Source organism: Cupriavidus sp. 30B13 (assembly GCF_049059565.2).
Lineage (GTDB): Bacteria > Pseudomonadota > Gammaproteobacteria > Burkholderiales > Burkholderiaceae > Cupriavidus.
In genome coordinates this window covers 440,665-457,624 of record NZ_CP188224.1, presented here as the reverse complement: position 1 = coordinate 457,624, position 16,960 = coordinate 440,665, and the positions used below count along the sequence as shown (strand labels likewise).

Here is a 16,960-nt window from a genome sequence, read left to right as displayed (position 1 = left end):
CGCATCGCTGGCTTGAACTGCGTGAATGGCATGGATGGCGTGGATGGCGCAGGCACGCCGCGGCCGACCCGATAATATTCCCGGGAATTAAGATAAATCCGATACGGCGACCGCCGCGCATGGCATCGCGCGGCATTCGAATTCATTATCCGTGCGATTCAACGGATTCAGGATTCGAGCCGCGGCCACTTTTTCTCCCATGGCATCCGCCCTCTCCGGGCGGATTTTTTTGTCGATTTTTCTCCTCTTCCCCCAACTTCTTCGTGGCTTTCTCTCCCCTTGGCGGCCGGCAAGCCATCGCGTGACGAATAGCGTTTTGTGCACGCCAGGCCGCGCGGCCCGCACCAGCGCGCTCGTCCGGTGGCGAGCGAGGCTCGCGACCCACGATTTAGTACTAGTCAGATATAAACGGACGAAATCTCGTTCTGGTCAGATGGTGGCAAAGGTGGCTTTGCCAGAGAATCCTATCCGAGCACTGCAGTAGTACTACAGCAGTACGAAGCGGCGCCTCAATAAGGCAACTCCGACCCTTAACTTTGATTATCCTTGCCATGAAAAAGACTATTTTCGCTACCGCCATCGCCGCCGCAGCCGCCGCGGCAGCATTCGCCCCCGCCGCCCAGGCCGCCGGTGACGGCACCATCAGCTTCCAGGGCAATGTCGTCGCCACCACCTGCGTGATCAACGGCGGCAACAAGGACCTGAACGTGACGCTGCCCGCGGTGTCGGCCTCCGTGCTGAAGGACGCCGGCTCGACCGCCGGCCGCACGCCGTTCACCATCAAGCTGAGCGGCTGCACGGGCTCGAGCACCACGGTGTCCACCGCCTTCGAAGCAGGCTCGACCGTCAACCAGAACACCGGCCGCCTGGTCGTCGACAACGCCGCGACCAAGGTGGAAATCGGCCTGCTGAACGACAAGTACCAGCCGATCAAGGCCGGCGCGGCCCAGGCCGACCAGAACTCGCAGGTCGTGGCGCTCGACGCCGCCGGCACCGAGCTGAACTACTTCGCCGAGTACGTGTCGCTGGGCGACGCGGCCGCCGGTGCCGCCAACTCGCGCATCCAGTACTCGCTGGTCTACCAGTAAAGCTCTGGCGGCGAACCGCCCTTCCCGGGCGGTTCACCGGGCCGTGCCGAGCCCGTCAAGCCGTTTCGCGGCACATCGCGAGACGGTTTCGCAGGAAATGCATCGCCGCCGGCGCATCGCCACAGAATCCCCAAGCTCAGGAGTCGAACATGAAGAACCTCATTCTCAAGCCGCTCATGGCTGCCGCGCTCGCCGGCCTGTTCGCCGCGCAAGCCCAGGCCAGCGTCGTCATCGCCGGCACGCGCGTCATCTTCCCGGCGCAGGAGCGCGAGGTCACGGTCAAGCTGACCAACGACGGCAAGACGCCGGCCCTGGTGCAGTCCTGGCTGGACCGCGGCAACGCGGACGAGGCACCCGAGAACATCGACGTGCCCTTCACCCTCACGCCGTCGATGTTCCGGCTCGAGGCGGGCAAGGGCCAGACGCTGCGGCTGATCTACTCGAAGGAGCCGCTGCCGCAGGACAAGGAATCGCTGTTCTGGCTCAACGTGCTGGAAGTGCCGCCCAAGGCCACGCAGGCCGATGCGAACCATCTGCAGCTCGCCTTCCGCACCCGCATCAAGGTGATGTTCCGCCCGCAAGGGCTGCAGGGCAGCGTGGAAGAAGCGCCCAGGCAGCTCGCGTGGAAGATCGTGCCCGGCGCCGGCGGCAAGGGCTATGCGCTGCAGGCCCACAACCCGAGCGCATACGTGGTCAACCTGGGCGGCATCAAGCTCAAGTCCGGCGGCCGCACTCTCGATGCGGGCGCGGGCTACGTGCTGCCCGGCGCTTCGCAGTCTTTCCCCGTCGCCGGGCTCGATAGCGCGCCCGCCGCCGCCGAGGTCGACTACAGCAGCATCGACGACTGGGGCGGCACCGCGCCAGGGCACGCTCCCGCGTCCTTCGCCCCGGCAAGCTGATTCCGCCCTCTGCGCGACAGGCGCGGCGGCTCCGCGCGAGCCACGCCTGCGCGCAGCAGAGTTCCTTCCCGAACAGATCATGGCCAGAGCCGGAAACGGCCCTCTGGAGGAGACGCGCGCGCCCGGCACTCTCGCCCCAGCCATGCCCAGGAGTACTTTTGAATGACCCCGGCCCAACGTTTGAACCCGGATGACCGCAACCTGCCCCGCCTCAAGCCGCTCTGCGCGCTGGTTCTTTCCAGCATCGCCGCATGGCAGGCCGAGGCGTATGCCGGCAGCGACGCGCCGGACACAACGCAGGTCGCCCAGGTCGAGTTCGAAAGCGGCTTCGTGCGGGCGGGCAACCGCCGCACCGTGGACCTGTCCCGCTTCGAGACCGGCAACGTCGTGCTGCCGGGCACCTACAACGTCGACATCTATGTGAACCAGAGCTGGGTGGGGCGCGCCGACGTGCCGTTCCACGCGACCACGCCGGGCGCGGACGCGCGGGCCTGCTTCGACAGCAAGCTGCTGCAGCGCATGGGCGTGAACCTCAAGAAGCTGCCGCCGGAAACCATGCAGCAGCTCGCCGCCGCGGACGCCTGCCTGCGCATCGACGACATCCTCGCCGACGCGGGCGCCAGCTTCGACTTCGGCAACCAGCGCCTCGAGCTGAGCATCGCCCAGGTGGCGCTCAACCGCAGCGCCCGCGGCTACGTCAGCCCCGAGCTGTGGGATTCGGGCGTGGCCGCCGGCATGCTGGGCTACAACCTCAACGTCTACAGCTACAACCCCAGCGGCGCACGCACGCAGACCCAGGGCTACCTGGGCCTGAACACGGGCGTCAATATCGGCAACTGGCATTTCCGCCACAACGGCTCGTACAACTGGGACGCCAACGGGCGCAGCACGTATCAGGACATCGCCACCTACGTGCAGCGCGACCTGCCCAGGCTCAGTTCGCAGCTGACCATCGGGGAAGCCTATACCACCGGCGAATTGTTCGATTCGACCGCGTTCCGCGGCGTGCGCCTGTCCACCGACGACCGCATGCTGCCGGACTCGATGCGCGGCTACGCGCCCGTGGTGCGCGGCGTGGCCAACAGCAACGCCAAGGTCGCCATCCGGCAGAACGGCGTCACCATCTACGAGACCACGGTGGCGCCCGGCGCCTTCGAGATCGACGACCTGTACGCCACCGGCTACGGCGGCGACCTGAACGTGACAGTGACCGAGGCCGACGGCCGCACGCATTCGTTCTCGGTGCCCTACGCCGCCGTGCCGCTGTCGCTGCGGCCCGGCGTCAACCGCTACAGCGTGGTGGCGGGCACGGTACGCAACCCGGCCAGCTCGAAGAATCCCCTGTTTACCCAGGCCACCTGGCAACGCGGCATCAACAACCTGCTCACCGGCTACGGCGGCGTGACGCTGGCCGAGGGCTATGGCTCGGTCATGCTCGGCGGCGCTTTCAACACCGCCGTCGGCGCGTTCGGCGCCGACGTGACCCAGGCCCTCACCTCGATACCGGGCGTGGGCCGCTTCAACGGCACCAGCGCGCGGATCAGCTATTCCAAGTCCGTGCTCGAGACCGGCACCAACCTGTCGATCGCGGCGTACCGCTACTCCACCGACGGCTACTTCGGGCTCAACGACGCCATGCTGGCGCGCGAACGGGCCCAGAGCGGCCAGACGATCGACTCCGTCTGGCGCCAGCGCAACCGCGCCTCGGTCACGCTCGGCCAGCGCCTGGGCGAGCGCGGCGGCCAGCTGAACCTGACGGCCTCGACCGCCAGCTACTGGAACCGCGACGGCACCGACCTGAACTACTCCGTCGGCTACAGCAACACGTTCCGCAATATCTCCTACAACCTGTCCGCCACGCGGCAGCGCGGCAGCGACGGGCGCATGGGCACCATGGTCTACGCCGGCATCACGATCCCGCTCGGCAAGACGCGCCCGCTCACCGTCACCGGCAGCGTGTCGCACGACAGCTACGGACGCACGCAGGCGCAGACCTCGCTGTCCGGCTCGGCCGGCGTCGACAACGACTTCTCGTACAACCTGAGCGCAAACCATGCCTCGGGCCAGGGCCGGACCAGCACGGACGGCAGCGCCAACGTGCTGTACCGCAGCCCCTACGCGGAATTCAGCGGCAGCGTGGGCGCCGGCAACGGCTACCAGCAGGGCTCGCTCGGCGTGCGCGGCGCGGCGGTCATGCACCGCGGCGGCGTCACCCTCTCGCAGCCCCTGTCGGACACCTTCGGCATCGTCGAGGCGCCTGGCGCCGCGGGCGCTCGCATCGCCAACGCGCCCGGCGTGCGCGTCGACAGCCGCGGCTATGCGGTGGTGCCCTACCTGACGCCGTACAGCATGAACACGGTCGACCTCGACCCCAAGGGCCTGTCGACCGACGTCGAGCTGCAGACCACCAGCCAGCAGATCGCGCCGCGCGCGGGTTCGGTGCCGATGCTCAAGTTCGAGACGCTGTCGGGGCGCTCGGCGCTGATCCGCGCGCAGCAGGCCGGCGGCGCGCCGCTGCCCTTCGGCGCCGCGGTGCAGGACGAGAGCGGCAAGGAAGTCGGCGTGGTCGGCCAGGCCAGCAAGATCTTCGCGCGCGGGCTGCAGGCCAAGGGCCAGCTCACGGTGAAGTGGGGCAACGACGATGCCTCGGCGTGCCGCATCGACTACGAACTGCCGGAACGCGAGAAAGGCAAAAAGGCGCAAGGCTACCAGCAGTTCAACGGCACGTGCGCGGCCGCGGCGCAAGCCGCCGCGGCCTCCGCCGGCAAAAAGGCGGCAGGCCGGGCAGCCGGCTGAACATCGGGAACCCGGGATGCCGGGACAAGGCAAAGGAAAACGGACCAGCGTATCCGCGTCATAAGATGGCCGTCGCGCCGGCCGTCGCGCCATCAATGCGCCGCGTGCCATGGATGCAGGCCACGGCACGCCACGAAACCGCCTCAGCTAAAGATGCCACGCTCGCTTCCCCCTTACCGCGTATTGCTGGAACTCGCCGGACTCAGCCACGCGGAACGGCAACTCTTCATTGCGCTGATGAACGAATTCCTGCTGGCTTCCCGGCAGGGACAGCGCAGGCTCGCCGCGCAATGGCAAGACTTGCTGGAGAATGCCGGGGCACCCTGGCAAGAGCGGGAGCGCGGTAGCGGCCTCGCCGCCAAGCCGCGCTTGCCGCCGTCCTAGCCGGCCCGGCCTTCCCGCCTTTTTCTGCCCTCCGGCATCGAGGCTTCCCCGTCGGCCCGCCACGCGGCCGATGGCATGGTACAGGTCGCTCCGCGCCATTGGCCGGAGGGACCCATCGTCGCGCCCGCATCGCGAACGACCGGGCATTTCATACACGTCCCATGCAAGAGTCCTCAATCTCGTTCGAGTCATATGGAAACGATGGGGGGATTGCCCGAAACTTTGTCATGGGCGCACCACTTCGAGGCCGGCTTCAGGCATCGGCCTGCCGCAGCCGCGCAATCCCGGGCCCGGCGTCGGGGTGTCCGTCAGCATAGTCCGATACGACTGGGCCCCACGTCTCGTCCAGAGGACGTTTCGGCATGCAGCGTAGCAGTCCTGGCCGGATGCGCTTCGACAGACAGTACGACAGACAGTACAAGTGGAACCTGCCGTCGCCGCGTAACGACGCCGGGATCTTTTTCGCCACACCACCTTCACCATGAGCTATCCATGAAAAAGAGAACGCCATCGCTGGTCAGATTCCAACCTGCATTTCCGCCGGAAAAGCGTCCGGTCGCGACCGGCCGGCATTGTGCGGCAGCCGCCGCGCGGACAAGCACCGCGCCAGCCAGAGCACGGATACACCTCCACTGAAACTTCGGCCTTGTGAGCGAACTCTCGTCTCCAGCCGGAAGGGCCTGCCGTGAAAACGCCACCGCCATTGACCGTGTATCGCGTCCTGCTTGAATTCGCCGAGTTGAACAAGTTGAATCAGCAGATATTTATCGAACTGATGAACGACTTCCTGATGATCTCCCCGCAGAAACGGCGCGAGTTCGTCGAACAGTGGCATGCCATGCTGGGCGACGGCACCGCTGTGGAAGTCGAAACCGAAGGTGGACACAGTACTGAAGGATGATGTTGCGCCGCTTCGGGAAGACGGGCAGCACCATCCGGGACCCGGCGCAGGCGGGCCGGCATGCCGCCGTCTGCGGCAGATTGGCCAGGAGATTCATAAAACAAATACTTCCTGCCGCCATCCGCGTGGGGTCCCGCCACAAAAGAAACAATATCTGGATATCATCCTTGATTGTTTCTCATTTCAATCTTCGCCCGGGGATGACCAGTTGCCCATAACGGGAGATTTCCTATAGATTTGCGGGAAATCTCCCATTAACTTGTGCAGTCATTTAGGATTTGTCAGGTGGCTGCTCGCTGGGTCATCATGCGTCCGCCCTCGCGCCCGAAGTCATACCCGCCGACATTGCTACGTTCCGCGCCGTGGCTGGCGGGCAAGGAGTGAAAACATGAAAGAATTCTCCATCAAGGTGATCGTCGCGGACGATCATCCTGCGGTGGCCCTTGGTATCAGCTACGAACTACAGAAGATCGATGCCGCCACGCTGATCGCAACGGTCGGGAACTCGACCGAACTGGTCAACATGCTGGACACGCACCCCTGCGACGTGCTGGTCACCGACTATGTCATGCCCGGCGGCAAGTACGGCGACGGCCTGGCACTGGTCTCGTTCCTGCGGCGGCGCTATCCGGCCCTGCGGCTGGTCATCTTCACCATGGTGGACAACCCCGGCGTCATCCGGGCCATCATGCAGCAAGGCGTGAACTGCATCCTCAGCAAGTCCGACGCCATGTCGCACCTGCTCGCGGCCGTCCACGCGGCCCACGTGGAAGGCAAGTATTTCTCGCCCTCCATCAAGGAAATGCTGGAGGACGAACAGCCGGCGTCGCAGCCCCGCCCGCTGACCCCGCGCGAGGCGGAGGTCGTCCGCCGCTTCGGCTCCGGGCAGACCATCAACGAGATCGCCGCCCAGCTGCACCGCAGCAAGCAGACGGTCAGCTCGCAGAAGTCCAGCGCGATGCGCAAGCTCGGCATCAAGCGCGACGCCGACCTGATCCGCTACGCCACCGATGGCAGCCTGGCCATTCCGGCCAGTTCGCTGGCGGGATAACCGGCGGCACCGCCCGCGTCCGCTCAGGGGAAGGTAAACGTGAATTCCGCCGAGCCGCCGGCATAGCCGGCCTTCAGTTCGGCGGCGGTGCCGGTGCGGATGTACTGTGCCTGCAGCCTGATCGTGGCTAAGTCGCCCGAGCGGCTCAGATCGTACTTCTTCGCGACGTTCGGATTATCGAATTCGATGCGCTCGCCTGTCCTCTCGTCCGTCATGATGATGCCAAAGCCCGCCGCCAGGCTCTGCCCGCCCGGCGCATAGAGTTGCAGCACGGACTTGTCCGTGGTCGGTTTACCCGATTTGTCGCGGAAACTGACCTGGGGCTTGGCTTTCGCCGTGCAATTGCTCAGGGAGATCCCGACGGGTACCGGGTCCGAGACGCTGTCGACCGACGGAAACCGCGTGAGCGAGAAATGGCCCAGTTCGATCGGAATGATCTGATTCGCCACCACATCGCATTTGTTCGGGATCGGCGGCGGCGGACTGCCGCCGATGCTGACGATGCCGGTGCTGTCGTAGATCTGCTCCATATTGCAGACAGTTCCGTTAGGCCCCGGCCGGGCAAAGGCGCTCCCAAGGCCAGGCGCCGTCGCGGTCGGAAAGTCCACCGCATAGAGCGCCGCCTGAATGCCACCCTGGATGCGAGTCACCTTGAGCTCGCCCGAAGGAAGCTGGCTCGGGCTCTTGGTCAGCACCAGGTACTGCTTGTAATTCGTGTAGAACCCATCCTGGGCCCCTCCCCCGAGCCTGAACTTCACGTCCGTGTTGCCGACGGCAATCGGGTCCATGCTCGTGTAGAAGGCCCGGCTGACGCCATCGGTCGACTGGGCCTCCCATTTGAAGCCAATGCCGTCGACGTCGGTCGGCGCGATGCCGTCCGCGCCGACGTGCGGGCCCATGCCCCATATCCAGCGGCCAGCAAAAACGAGCTGATGGGGTGGCGTGTTCGAATGGCCGTCGAAAAAGAAGGTCGTCAGCAACGAGAAACTCCGCTCCATCAGGATGGTGTTGACGGGCGTGCTGCTGGTCAGGGGATTCCTGACTATCCAGGGCTGCGTCTCCTGCGGGAAAGGTGCCGCGCATCTGACCGCAATGCGGTTCTCCCACACATCGGCGGCCCGCGCGTCCGCGCTGGCGAGCCCCAGCGACAGCGCGGCAAGGAACATGCCCGCGAACCAAGTGCGTCCGGTGGCCATTGGTGCCTTCTTGTTCATGCCATTCTCCACGGCCTCTTCGATGCGAGGCGGTTGCAGGGTGTCCGGCGCTCCCCGCCCGATGCGGATGCCCGCATCGGGCGGACGCATCGCCGGACGGCTTCGGCGCCTTACTGGATGGTGCCGTAGTTGACACCGGCCAGCGGGACCAGCGCGGCACTGCCGGCGGCGGTGTTGTACTTCATCACGCCGAGGTTCACGCCGACCAGGCCGCCATAGATCTGGCCGTAGTTGGACAGCACGTTGACCTTGCCGCTTGCCAGCGACTGTTCGACCAGGCCACTGTTCATCCCGACCAGGCCACCCATCATCGCGTAGCTGCCTCCGCTGACCATGCCCGCGGCCGAAGAGTTGACGACCTTGCCGTTGTTCTGGCCGATCAGGCCGCCCACCGCGCTGCGGCTTTCGCCCTTGACGTTGCCGCTGGCCACGCCCGACGAGATCCCGGCGCCGCTGGCGACGTTGGTGCCAACCAGGCCGCCGACGAAGCTGTTGCCGCCGGCATAGACTTCGCCGCTCGCCTCTACCGCCACCAGGTCGCCGCCGCTGTAGCCGACCAGGCCGCCGGCGTGGCTGTTGCTGCCGGCCGAGACCTTGCCGCGCGCCACCGAAACCAGCGCGGAACCGCCATTCATGCTGCCGACCAGGCCGCCCACGCGGCTGTTGGAACCGCCGCTCACGGCGCCGGTGGCCTCGGCGCTGACGATGGTCCCGCTGGCGTGGGTGCCGATCAGGCCGCCGACGCTGGCGCCATAGCTGTCGGAAACCATGCCGGTGGCGCGGACATTGGCCAGGCTGCCGCCCTGGCTCCAGCCCACCAGGCCGCCGGTGGCCGCGCCGCCATAGCCGTTCACGCGGCCGCTGGCGTAGGAATCGGAGATCGAGCCGCCGTCGAGGAAGCCGACCAGGCCGCCGGTATTGCTGGCACCGTTGCCGCCGGTGGTGCCGGCCGAGAACGCGCGCGCGATGGTGCCGCCGCGGTTGTAGCCGACCAGGCCGCCCACATTGAGGCCGCCATAGCTGGTGCTGGTGTTGCCAAGGCTGGACGAGTCGACCACTGTGCCGGCGTTCATGCCAACCAGGCCACCCACGCCGCCGAACGGATTGCGCTGCATCGAGCCGGACAGGCTGGCATTGGTCTGGCTGTTGGTCACAGTGCCGAAGTTCTCGCCGACCAGGCCGCCGACGGACTGGCTGTAGGCATTGCCATAGACGTAGCCGGCCAGCGCCGCGCCGTCGATGGTGCCGGTGTTCAGGCCGACCAGGCCGCCGGTCGAATTGCTGGCGTAGTAGCCGCTGTTCACGCTCATGCCGGTGGCGTTGACGTTGGCGATCTGGCCGCTGTTCATGCCAACCAGTCCACCCACCAGCACAAGCCCGGCACTGGAAGAACTCGGAGCGTTGATCGTCAGCGAGGCCAGGTTCAGGTTGCTGATGCGCCCGGAAGACACGCCAAACAGGCCGACAAAGGGTCCGTTGCCGGTCACCGACAGGTTGCTCAGCGTATTGCCCAGGCCCTCGAAGATGCCGGAGAACAGGCCATAGTCGGTGCCGATTCCCTTCATGCTGCCGCCGCGGATATTGGTGCCCAGCACGTAGTAGCCGCTCAGGTTGTTGTTGATGGCCTGCAACTGCGCGAGGTTCTGGATCACGTTGTAGAAATAGCCGTTCGACTTGAACGATGCACCCGTGCCCGACAGCGTCACTGCCGAGCCATTGCTCAGTCTGAGCGCGCGGCCGGGGCCGTAGTCGACTTCCAGCCCGCCGCCGGCACCGCCCAGCGTGACCTTGCTGCCGCTCAGGTTGACGTCGCCGGCGGCGTTCATGATCACGCCGGCCCCGGCGCCCGCGGCCGTCAGCGTGGCGCCGTTCAGGTTGACGTCGGCGGCCGACGCCAGGGTCAGCTTGTTGCCGGAGCTCCAGCCGACGGGCGCGTTGACCGAGAGGTTGCCGGTGGTGCTGGCCAGCTCGACATTGGTGGTGCCGAGGCTGCGCGACAGCGTGTCGCCCAGCACGGTGCTGCCGCCCACGTTGGGCGTCTGGTTGACGTTGACGTCGGCCGAGCTGATGCGCCAGACGCCGGTCTGGCCATTGTTGGCCTGGGTGCTGACCTGGGTGGCCAGCTGCACCTGCACGTCGGCGCCGCGGGTTTCGATGGTGCCCCCGGTGCCCGGGCCCGCCAGCGCGCTGGCGTTCAGGCTGCCCGCCACGCGCACCACGCCGTCGGTGCCGCCGTCCAGCGTGATGGTCCCGGCGTTGCCTTGCAGGGTCTTGGCCTCGATGATGCCGGTATTGTTGACCACGGCCTGCTGCAGGCTGCCGGCGGCGCGGCTGGTCATCAGCACCTGGCCCCCGTCGGCCCTGAGCAGGCCGCCGTTCTGCGCCAGCGAGCCGACCAGCCCGCCGTTGACCTGCAGGTTGAGCAGGCCGGCGGGATCGAAGCTGACCGTGAAGTCATTGCCGGCGCCGAGCGCCACGCGGCCCATCTGCGCCTGGATCACGCCGTTGTTGGTGACCGTCGAGCCCAGCAGCGCCACGTTGCCGCCGGGGGCATTGATGGTGCCGAGGTTGGACACCGGCCCGCCCGTGCCGCCTGCGAAGTGGTAGTTGCCGTTGACGAAGTCCGCGTCGCTGATGTTCTGGGTCGAGGCCACCAGCCCGCCGACGTTGACCTGGGCACTCGATCCGAACACCACACCGGTGGGATTGACCACGAACACCCGGCCGTTGGCGTTCAGGTTGCCCAGAATATTGCTGCCTGCCGAGGTGACGACGCGGTTGAGCGCCACCGAGGTATTGTTGAGCTGGTTGAACGTCACACTTTCGCCGCCGCCAATATCGAAAGTGTCCCAGTTGATGATCATCTTGTCGGTCGACTGGTTGACCGACATGTTCTTGCCGCCGTTGTAGACCAGCACGTTGCCGGAGCCATAGGCAATCGACTGGCCGGCCGGCAGCGCATGCGCCGTGGCCAGCGCGCCCAGCCCCAGCACGGCGGCGGCGGCCGCGATGAGCCGCTTCGCGCTGCCCGGCTTGCGGTGGCGGCGCGTTCCTTCGCTGGCGACGTTCCAGCAACCCTGAGATTGGTTCCAGACCAATGCGTAGTTCTTGTTCATGACTTCTTCCTTGTTTGTCGGACGCTGCATTCATCCCGGCAGCACGGGTACGACATCGACGCGGCAGTGGTCCCGCCGCTCAAAAATACTGCGCCCCCTGCACCCAGATCCTGGGGCTGCGCGCCGGCCCGCCGCTCTCGTCGCGCTGGCCCACCGGCCATGCCAGCGCCACGCTGACCTGGTGCCCGTCCCCCGCCCAGCCCGCGCCCACGCCCGCCGCGGTCAGCCGGCGCGCGTTGTTCTCGGTAGTCCAGGGACGGCGGTTGATGTCGACCTCGCTGCGGTCGACGAAGGCACTGAGCTGCCAGCCGGGGCCAAGCAAGTAGCGCAGTTCCAGGCTGGCCTGCCAGCCCTGGTCGCCGCTGCCCGCGCCCAGCGCGTAGCCGCGCACGCCATAGGGTCCGCCCATGCCGAACTTCTCGGAGCCGTCGAGGTTGCCCGAGGCCCATTGCGCGTTGAACTGGCCATAGAGCTGGAAGCGATGGCCCAGCCGCTGCAGCCGGGCCGCGTTCAGGTTCAGCTTGCTGAAGCCGCCGGCGGCGTGGGCGGTGAACCCGTCCACGTAGCTGGTGTAGGGATCGTCCAGGCGCAGGCGCCCGCGGCTGACGGTCACCGACACCGCGCTCTGGCCGCCGCCGAGCAGCGTGTCCTGGTTGCTGGCGTTCAGGCCCAGCGTCCATAGCTCGGCGCGCTTGAGGTTGGTCACCTCGAACAGGTCCATGTCGTCGCGCAGCCGCTTGTCGTCGTACTGCAGTTGCGCGTTCAGGCTGAAGGCGCGGCCGCGCAGCAGCGGCTGCGTCACGAAGGCGCTGCGGATGCTGGCCTTGCCGTGTGCTTCCAGCTCGGCGAAATCCCGGCCCAGGTGGTAGCGCATCTCCGAGTACGCCACGCCCGCGCGCGTGAGCCAGGGACCGAACGGCACCTGATAGCCGGCGCGGTAGTAGCGCTGCCGCTTGTCGCTGCCCAGCAGGCGCAGGCTCAACTGGTCGCCGAGCCGCAGCGGGCTGTTGAGGTAGACGCTGCCGCCCAGCCGGTATTCGCCGGTGTAGTAACCGCCGTAGTTGTCGGCCTCCACGCTGCCGCTGACCAGCGGCGCCGAGGCCGCGTCGACCACCAGGTCGGTGGTGCCGCGCGCGGCGCCGGGCCGCAGCGTGCCGCGCACCTGCACGCCGGGCAGGTCGTTGAGCAGGAGCAGGCGGCTCTCCAGCGTGGCGCCCTGCACCGCGTCGCCGCTGCGGAGCGCCGCGAGCGGCTGGCGCAGCACGCCGTCGAGCGTGCGCGACTGGTTCTGCAGCTCGACCTGCCCGTACCTGCCCTCCATCACTTCGATCAGGACCACGCCGTCCTCGATGTCCTGCTGCGGCAGGAACGCGCGCGCCAGCACGTAGCCGCGCTGGTGGTAGTACGCGGTGATGCGGTCCGCCGCGGCGCGCAGGCCGGCGAGGTCCTGCTCCGTGCCGTTCAGGTCGTCCAGCAGCGACAGCAGCTGCGCCGCCCCGAACACGTGGTTGCCGGCGATGCGCAAGCCCTGCACCTTCAGGCGCAGGCCGGGGTCGGCGGAATCGGCCGCCGCGGCCGGCGCGGCCGGGCGCTCCGGCGCCTTGGGCAGGACCGAGTCCAGGTCCGACGGCGCCGGCAGCTCCGGCCGCACGGTTTCGAGATCGCGCATGGTCTGCCCGGCGCCGGGTATGCCGGGCACCTGCGCATGCCCCGCCGCGGGCAGCAGCAAGGCCAGTCCCGCGCCGAATGCGCACAGGCCCGCGCGGCGCGCGCGCGGCGCGGCGCCGGTCCTGCCGTTGCCGTCGATCACTTGCTTTGCTTTTACATTGGCCATCATCGATTCACTTGCGTCGCGCGGACGATCCGCGCGGACCTAAGGCCGGACGCTCACGCTTGCGCCCACCAATTCGCCGCTATCCTTGGCCACCTCGTAGCGGACTACCGCCTCGCCGGCCCCCTTCAGGCCGGGCAGCGCGATGCGCGTGACGCCCAGCGGCGCCAGCGTGCGGCCGCCGAGCTCCACCGAGGCGCCGCCGCGCTCCACGGTCATCTGCGCGAACGAGACGTGGTACGGCGTGGGGTTGTCCGCCTCCAGCACCGCCTCGCCGGACACGGACGCAGCGCCGAAACGCCACGCCACGCTGGTCACCGCTTCGTCGGCGCTGCCGGGCAAGCCGGCGGGCCGGTACAGCAGCTTCATGCGCGAGCGGTAGGACAGCCGCAGCAGATTGCGGCTGTCCTCGGGCAACGCCGGCACTTCGAGGAAGTTGAGCCAGAACACCGATTCGCGGTCGCCCGGCAACGGCTCGCCGGTATGCCTGAGGCGCAGCACGGACTTGCGCTCGGCATCCAGCCGGAACATCGGCGGCGCCAGCACGAACGGCACGCTGAGCCTGGCCGGGTCGGCATCGGGGTCGCCGCGGTCCAGCCACGCCTGCACCAGGATCGGGCCGTTGCCCGCGTTGCCCACCTGCACCGTCAGCTCCTTCGCGCCGGCGGGATAGATGAAGCGCGTGCCCACCACCGACAGCGCCGCCGCGGCCCAGCCCGGCGCCAGCAACAGCAACACCGCCAGCGCGCGCAGGCGGCGCGCGCGTCCCTGCGCGAGTGGCCTCGTTCCTGTGTTCATCGTGCCTCCTGTTTCCTTACTGCCGTGCCGCGACCGGGCCGCCCTCGGCACCGCCGGCCGGGATCGGCCGGCACTCGAGATCCAGCGTGTCGTAGCCCTTGCCGCCGGCTTCGCGCGCCGGCAGCGCGTAATCGATCGCGCAGCGCTGCTCCGGCTTGCTGCCCCATTCGACGCGGATCGTGCCGTGGTCCTTTTCGCTGCGGATCACCAGGCGGCTGCCCTGGCCGACCGCGCCCACGGCGGCATTGGTCGCGGCGTCGACCACGCTGGCGGCGAACGGCAGCGGCTCGCCGCCGGGCAACCGGCTGTTGATCAGCACGGCGCGCGCGCGGCGCGTCTCGTAGGAGAGCATCACCACCGCCCCGGCGCGCGGCGCCACGCTGCGCGAGGTGGTCTTCAGCTCGACGTCGTCGGGCATGCCCTTCGGATCCAGGTCGATGTTGTTGAGCTGGTACGGCGTCAGGCTGGGCACGATCGCGTAGCCGCGCCCGTCGACGGTGGCGCCGCCGTAGTTCACCGTCGCGCCGGCGGCGTCGGGCGCGCGCACCACGCCGATGGTCTCGCCCAGCGTCTGGGCCGCCGAAATGCCGCCCGCATGCACGACCAGCGCACCCATGGCGTTGGCCGATGCCTGGCGGTAGCCCTGCCCCTGCGCGATGCTCGCGCCCACCGTGGCCCGGGACGCGCGATAGTTGATGCTGGCATTGCCCGAGGCCGCGCTGCGCTGGTTGTCGTAGGTGCCGGACAGCGAGTACGACGCCTTGCCGCGCTCGTCCAGCGCGCCCGACACGCCGGCGGACATCTGCGCGCCGCGGTCGCTGTCGTGCGTGAAGAACGTGCTTGCCAGCGGCGCGGTGCGCGAGCCGCGGCCCAGCGGGATCGACAGGTTCACGCTGACCAGCGTGCTCTTGGGGCTGACGCTGGTGCTGGTGAAGCTGCCGCCGCCGGTATAGGGCGCGCCGGCCCCGGGCGCCACGTTCTGCACGCGCTGCACCGACACCGAATACGTGATGTCGCGCCACTGGTTGCTGTAGCCGAGCGTGAAGCTCAGCGCCTGCCCGCGCTGGTTCCAGTACTGCAGCGAGGAGCCGTTGAGATAGAGGTTGCCGCCCCTTGTGCCGAGCTGCTGGCTGATGTTGGCATCCACCCGCGCGCGCATGCGCGCGAACGAATCGGTCGGCACGCCGCGTTCGGTCAGGTCATGCAGGCTCAGCGCGTCGCGCAGGCCGAGATAGCCGCCGGTGGAATAGCGGTAGGCCGCCAGCGAGAAATTGGTGCCGCTGTTGGCCAGGTTCTTGCTGTACGACAGCCGGAAGCTGGCGCCGCGCTTGCGGTCGCCGTTGGCCAGCGCGAGCCTGGCATAGGTCACGTCGGCGCCGAAGCCGCCGAACGGCGTGTTGAGCGCCACGCCCGCCAGCCCGGACATGTAGTTGGTGGCGAACGCCAGGCCGCCATAGCCGGTCACCATGTTGTTGATGCCGTGCTGCAGCGTGCCCTGCACGATGTACTGGCCGCTGCCTTGCAGCGACAGATCGCTGGCGCGCCCGGCGGTCACGCTGTAGCGCGTGGAGCCCGGGCGCAGCAGCTGCACGGTGGTGGCGAACGGCACCACGAACGTGCGCTCCTGCCCGTTGGCCTCGGTCACGGTGACGTTGAGGTCGCCGCCGTAGCTGGCCACCTGCAGGTCGTCGATCTCGAACGGGCCCGGCGCCACGGTGGTCTCGTAGACCAGGTAGCCGCGCTGGTACACCGAAACCTTGGCGTTGGAGCCCGCGGTGCCGCGCACCACCGGCGCGTAATAGCGTTGCGCCTGCGGCAGCATGCGGTCGTCGCTGAACAGCGACGCGCCGCGGAACGACACCGAATCGAACAGCTCGCCGCTGGTCGCGCTCTCGCCCACCAGCAGTTGCGAGCGCCACGCGGTCAGGTCGGTCTGGCCGTAGATGTAGCCGCGCTGGTAGTGCGTGCCGGTCTGCGGCGACCAGGTCACGCTGCCGTTGTGGCGCACCCGCAGCGGGCCCAGGTTCATGCCCAGGTTCACGCCCGCATAGCCGTTGGTGGTATTGCGCCCGTTGCTCTCGGTGGTGAAGATGTTGGTGTTGTAGTTCAGCAGCAGCGCGGGCACGCCGCTGTCCCATTGCTGCGGATCGACATAGTTGGTGAGCCCGGTCAGGCGCAGGAAATATTGCGGCACGGTCAGGTAGACGCGCTGCTCGGCCTGGTCGTAGCTCAGTTCGGCGCCGGGGATGTAGCGCGAGATCTCGTCGCAGACCGCCCCTTCGGGCAGCGGGTTCGGCGCGCGCTGCAAATCCTGGCCGCGCGCCGCCTTGCCCAGGTCCACGCCGGCGCGCGTGAGCAGCTCGCGGCTGTAGCATGGCTGCGCGCTTTCCTTGCCCGGCACCTGCCGGAACTCGATGTCCTCGGTGCCGCGCCACTGGCCGTTGACGAGCAGCTCCGCGCGGTACCGGCCCGGCGCCACGATGTCGGGCCGCTCGAAGCGGCTGGTGTCGATGGCAATGCCATCGACGCCCTGCACCAGCATGTGGGAGTCGAACAGCACCGGCCTGGCGGCCAGCCGGAGCGCGGCGGCAGCGGTGGCGGCGGCGCCGGCGGCGACTGGTGTGTCGTCGCGGTCCTGCCCGCGTTGCGCGCGCTCCTCGCGCGCCAGCCTCTCGCCCACCTGGGCGGCGGCGTCAACGGGCTGGCGCGTGCCGGCGCCCTGTCCCACCATGGCTGCCGCGGCCCACGCGGTCGGAGACATCGCGATCGCCGCCGCGGCGCCGACCAGACGCGGCACGAAGCGCTCCAGCCTCGACGCGGGCGGAGCGGGCACCGCGCGCGGCCGGCGAGGACGGGCGGTATGGACATGACGGGCGGGAGAA

11 protein-coding genes are annotated in these 16,960 nt (G+C 68.1%); 6 read left to right on the top strand and 5 right to left on the bottom strand.

Annotated features, from left to right (window positions below):
- The first annotated feature begins 551 nt into the window (after nucleotides 1-551).
- The 6 genes from ACKI2N_RS21365 (at nucleotide 552) to ACKI2N_RS21340 (ending at nucleotide 7,119) form a co-directional block, all read left to right on the top strand.
- Nucleotides 552-1,088 (top strand): fimbrial protein, encoded by a 537-nt coding sequence (locus ACKI2N_RS21365; RefSeq protein ID WP_420994756.1) that lies wholly within the window; start codon nucleotides 552-554, stop codon nucleotides 1,086-1,088.
- Between the two features lie 149 nt (nucleotides 1,089-1,237).
- Nucleotides 1,238-1,987: a molecular chaperone gene (locus ACKI2N_RS21360; protein ID WP_420994758.1), complete on the top strand. Its 750-nt coding sequence runs from the start codon at nucleotides 1,238-1,240 to the stop codon at nucleotides 1,985-1,987.
- 162 nt (nucleotides 1,988-2,149) lie between these two features.
- Nucleotides 2,150-4,783: a fimbria/pilus outer membrane usher protein gene (locus tag ACKI2N_RS21355; protein WP_420994759.1), complete on the top strand. Its 2,634-nt coding sequence runs from the start codon at nucleotides 2,150-2,152 to the stop codon at nucleotides 4,781-4,783.
- Nucleotides 4,784-4,936: 153 nt separating this feature from the next.
- Nucleotides 4,937-5,167 (top strand): hypothetical protein, encoded by a 231-nt coding sequence (locus tag ACKI2N_RS21350; RefSeq protein WP_420994760.1) that lies wholly within the window; start codon nucleotides 4,937-4,939, stop codon nucleotides 5,165-5,167.
- Nucleotides 5,168-5,852: 685 nt separating this feature from the next.
- On the top strand, nucleotides 5,853-6,068 hold the full coding sequence (locus tag ACKI2N_RS21345; RefSeq protein WP_420994761.1) for a hypothetical protein: 216 nt from the start codon (nucleotides 5,853-5,855) through the stop codon (nucleotides 6,066-6,068).
- A 388-nt stretch (nucleotides 6,069-6,456) separates the two neighbouring features.
- Entirely contained in the window at nucleotides 6,457-7,119 is a 663-nt protein-coding gene (locus tag ACKI2N_RS21340) for a response regulator (protein ID WP_420994763.1), read from the top strand.
- Between the two features lie 23 nt (nucleotides 7,120-7,142).
- Here the strand turns inward: ACKI2N_RS21340 and ACKI2N_RS21335 are convergent, their stop codons facing one another.
- The 5 genes from ACKI2N_RS21335 to ACKI2N_RS21315 all read right to left on the bottom strand — a co-directional run bounded on the left by ACKI2N_RS21335 (nucleotide 7,143) and on the right by ACKI2N_RS21315 (nucleotide 16,875).
- Entirely contained in the window at nucleotides 7,143-8,333 is a 1,191-nt protein-coding gene (locus tag ACKI2N_RS21335) for a fimbrial protein (protein WP_420994764.1), read from the bottom strand.
- Between the two features lie 110 nt (nucleotides 8,334-8,443).
- Complete coding sequence (locus ACKI2N_RS21330) at nucleotides 8,444-11,449, bottom strand: filamentous hemagglutinin N-terminal domain-containing protein (RefSeq protein WP_420994765.1); 3,006 nt, start codon at nucleotides 11,447-11,449, stop codon at nucleotides 8,444-8,446.
- 79 nt (nucleotides 11,450-11,528) lie between these two features.
- A complete protein-coding gene (locus ACKI2N_RS21325) occupies nucleotides 11,529-13,259 on the bottom strand; it encodes a ShlB/FhaC/HecB family hemolysin secretion/activation protein (RefSeq protein ID WP_420994766.1) in 1,731 nt (576 codons plus the stop codon).
- Nucleotides 13,260-13,322: 63 nt separating this feature from the next.
- On the bottom strand, nucleotides 13,323-14,078 hold the full coding sequence (locus ACKI2N_RS21320) for a molecular chaperone (protein ID WP_420994767.1): 756 nt from the start codon (nucleotides 14,076-14,078) through the stop codon (nucleotides 13,323-13,325).
- 16 nt (nucleotides 14,079-14,094) lie between these two features.
- Nucleotides 14,095-16,875 (bottom strand): fimbria/pilus outer membrane usher protein, encoded by a 2,781-nt coding sequence (locus tag ACKI2N_RS21315; protein ID WP_420994768.1) that lies wholly within the window; start codon nucleotides 16,873-16,875, stop codon nucleotides 14,095-14,097.
- Between the last annotated feature and the right edge of the window lie 85 nt (nucleotides 16,876-16,960).

Excerpts from the sequence above, each read along its gene's own strand:
- ACKI2N_RS21365 (WP_420994756.1), top strand. The coding sequence starts at position 552 with ATGAAAAAGACTATTTTCGCTACCGCCATCGCCGCCGCAGCCGCCGCG.
- ACKI2N_RS21360 (WP_420994758.1), top strand. The coding sequence starts at position 1,238 with ATGAAGAACCTCATTCTCAAGCCGCTCATGGCTGCCGCGCTCGCCGGC.
- ACKI2N_RS21355 (WP_420994759.1), top strand. The coding sequence starts at position 2,150 with ATGACCCCGGCCCAACGTTTGAACCCGGATGACCGCAACCTGCCCCGC.
- ACKI2N_RS21350 (WP_420994760.1), top strand. The coding sequence starts at position 4,937 with ATGCCACGCTCGCTTCCCCCTTACCGCGTATTGCTGGAACTCGCCGGA.
- ACKI2N_RS21340 (WP_420994763.1), top strand. The coding sequence starts at position 6,457 with ATGAAAGAATTCTCCATCAAGGTGATCGTCGCGGACGATCATCCTGCG.
- ACKI2N_RS21335 (WP_420994764.1), bottom strand. The coding sequence starts at position 8,333 with ATGAACAAGAAGGCACCAATGGCCACCGGACGCACTTGGTTCGCGGGC.
- ACKI2N_RS21330 (WP_420994765.1), bottom strand. The coding sequence starts at position 11,449 with ATGAACAAGAACTACGCATTGGTCTGGAACCAATCTCAGGGTTGCTGG.
- ACKI2N_RS21320 (WP_420994767.1), bottom strand. The coding sequence starts at position 14,078 with ATGAACACAGGAACGAGGCCACTCGCGCAGGGACGCGCGCGCCGCCTG.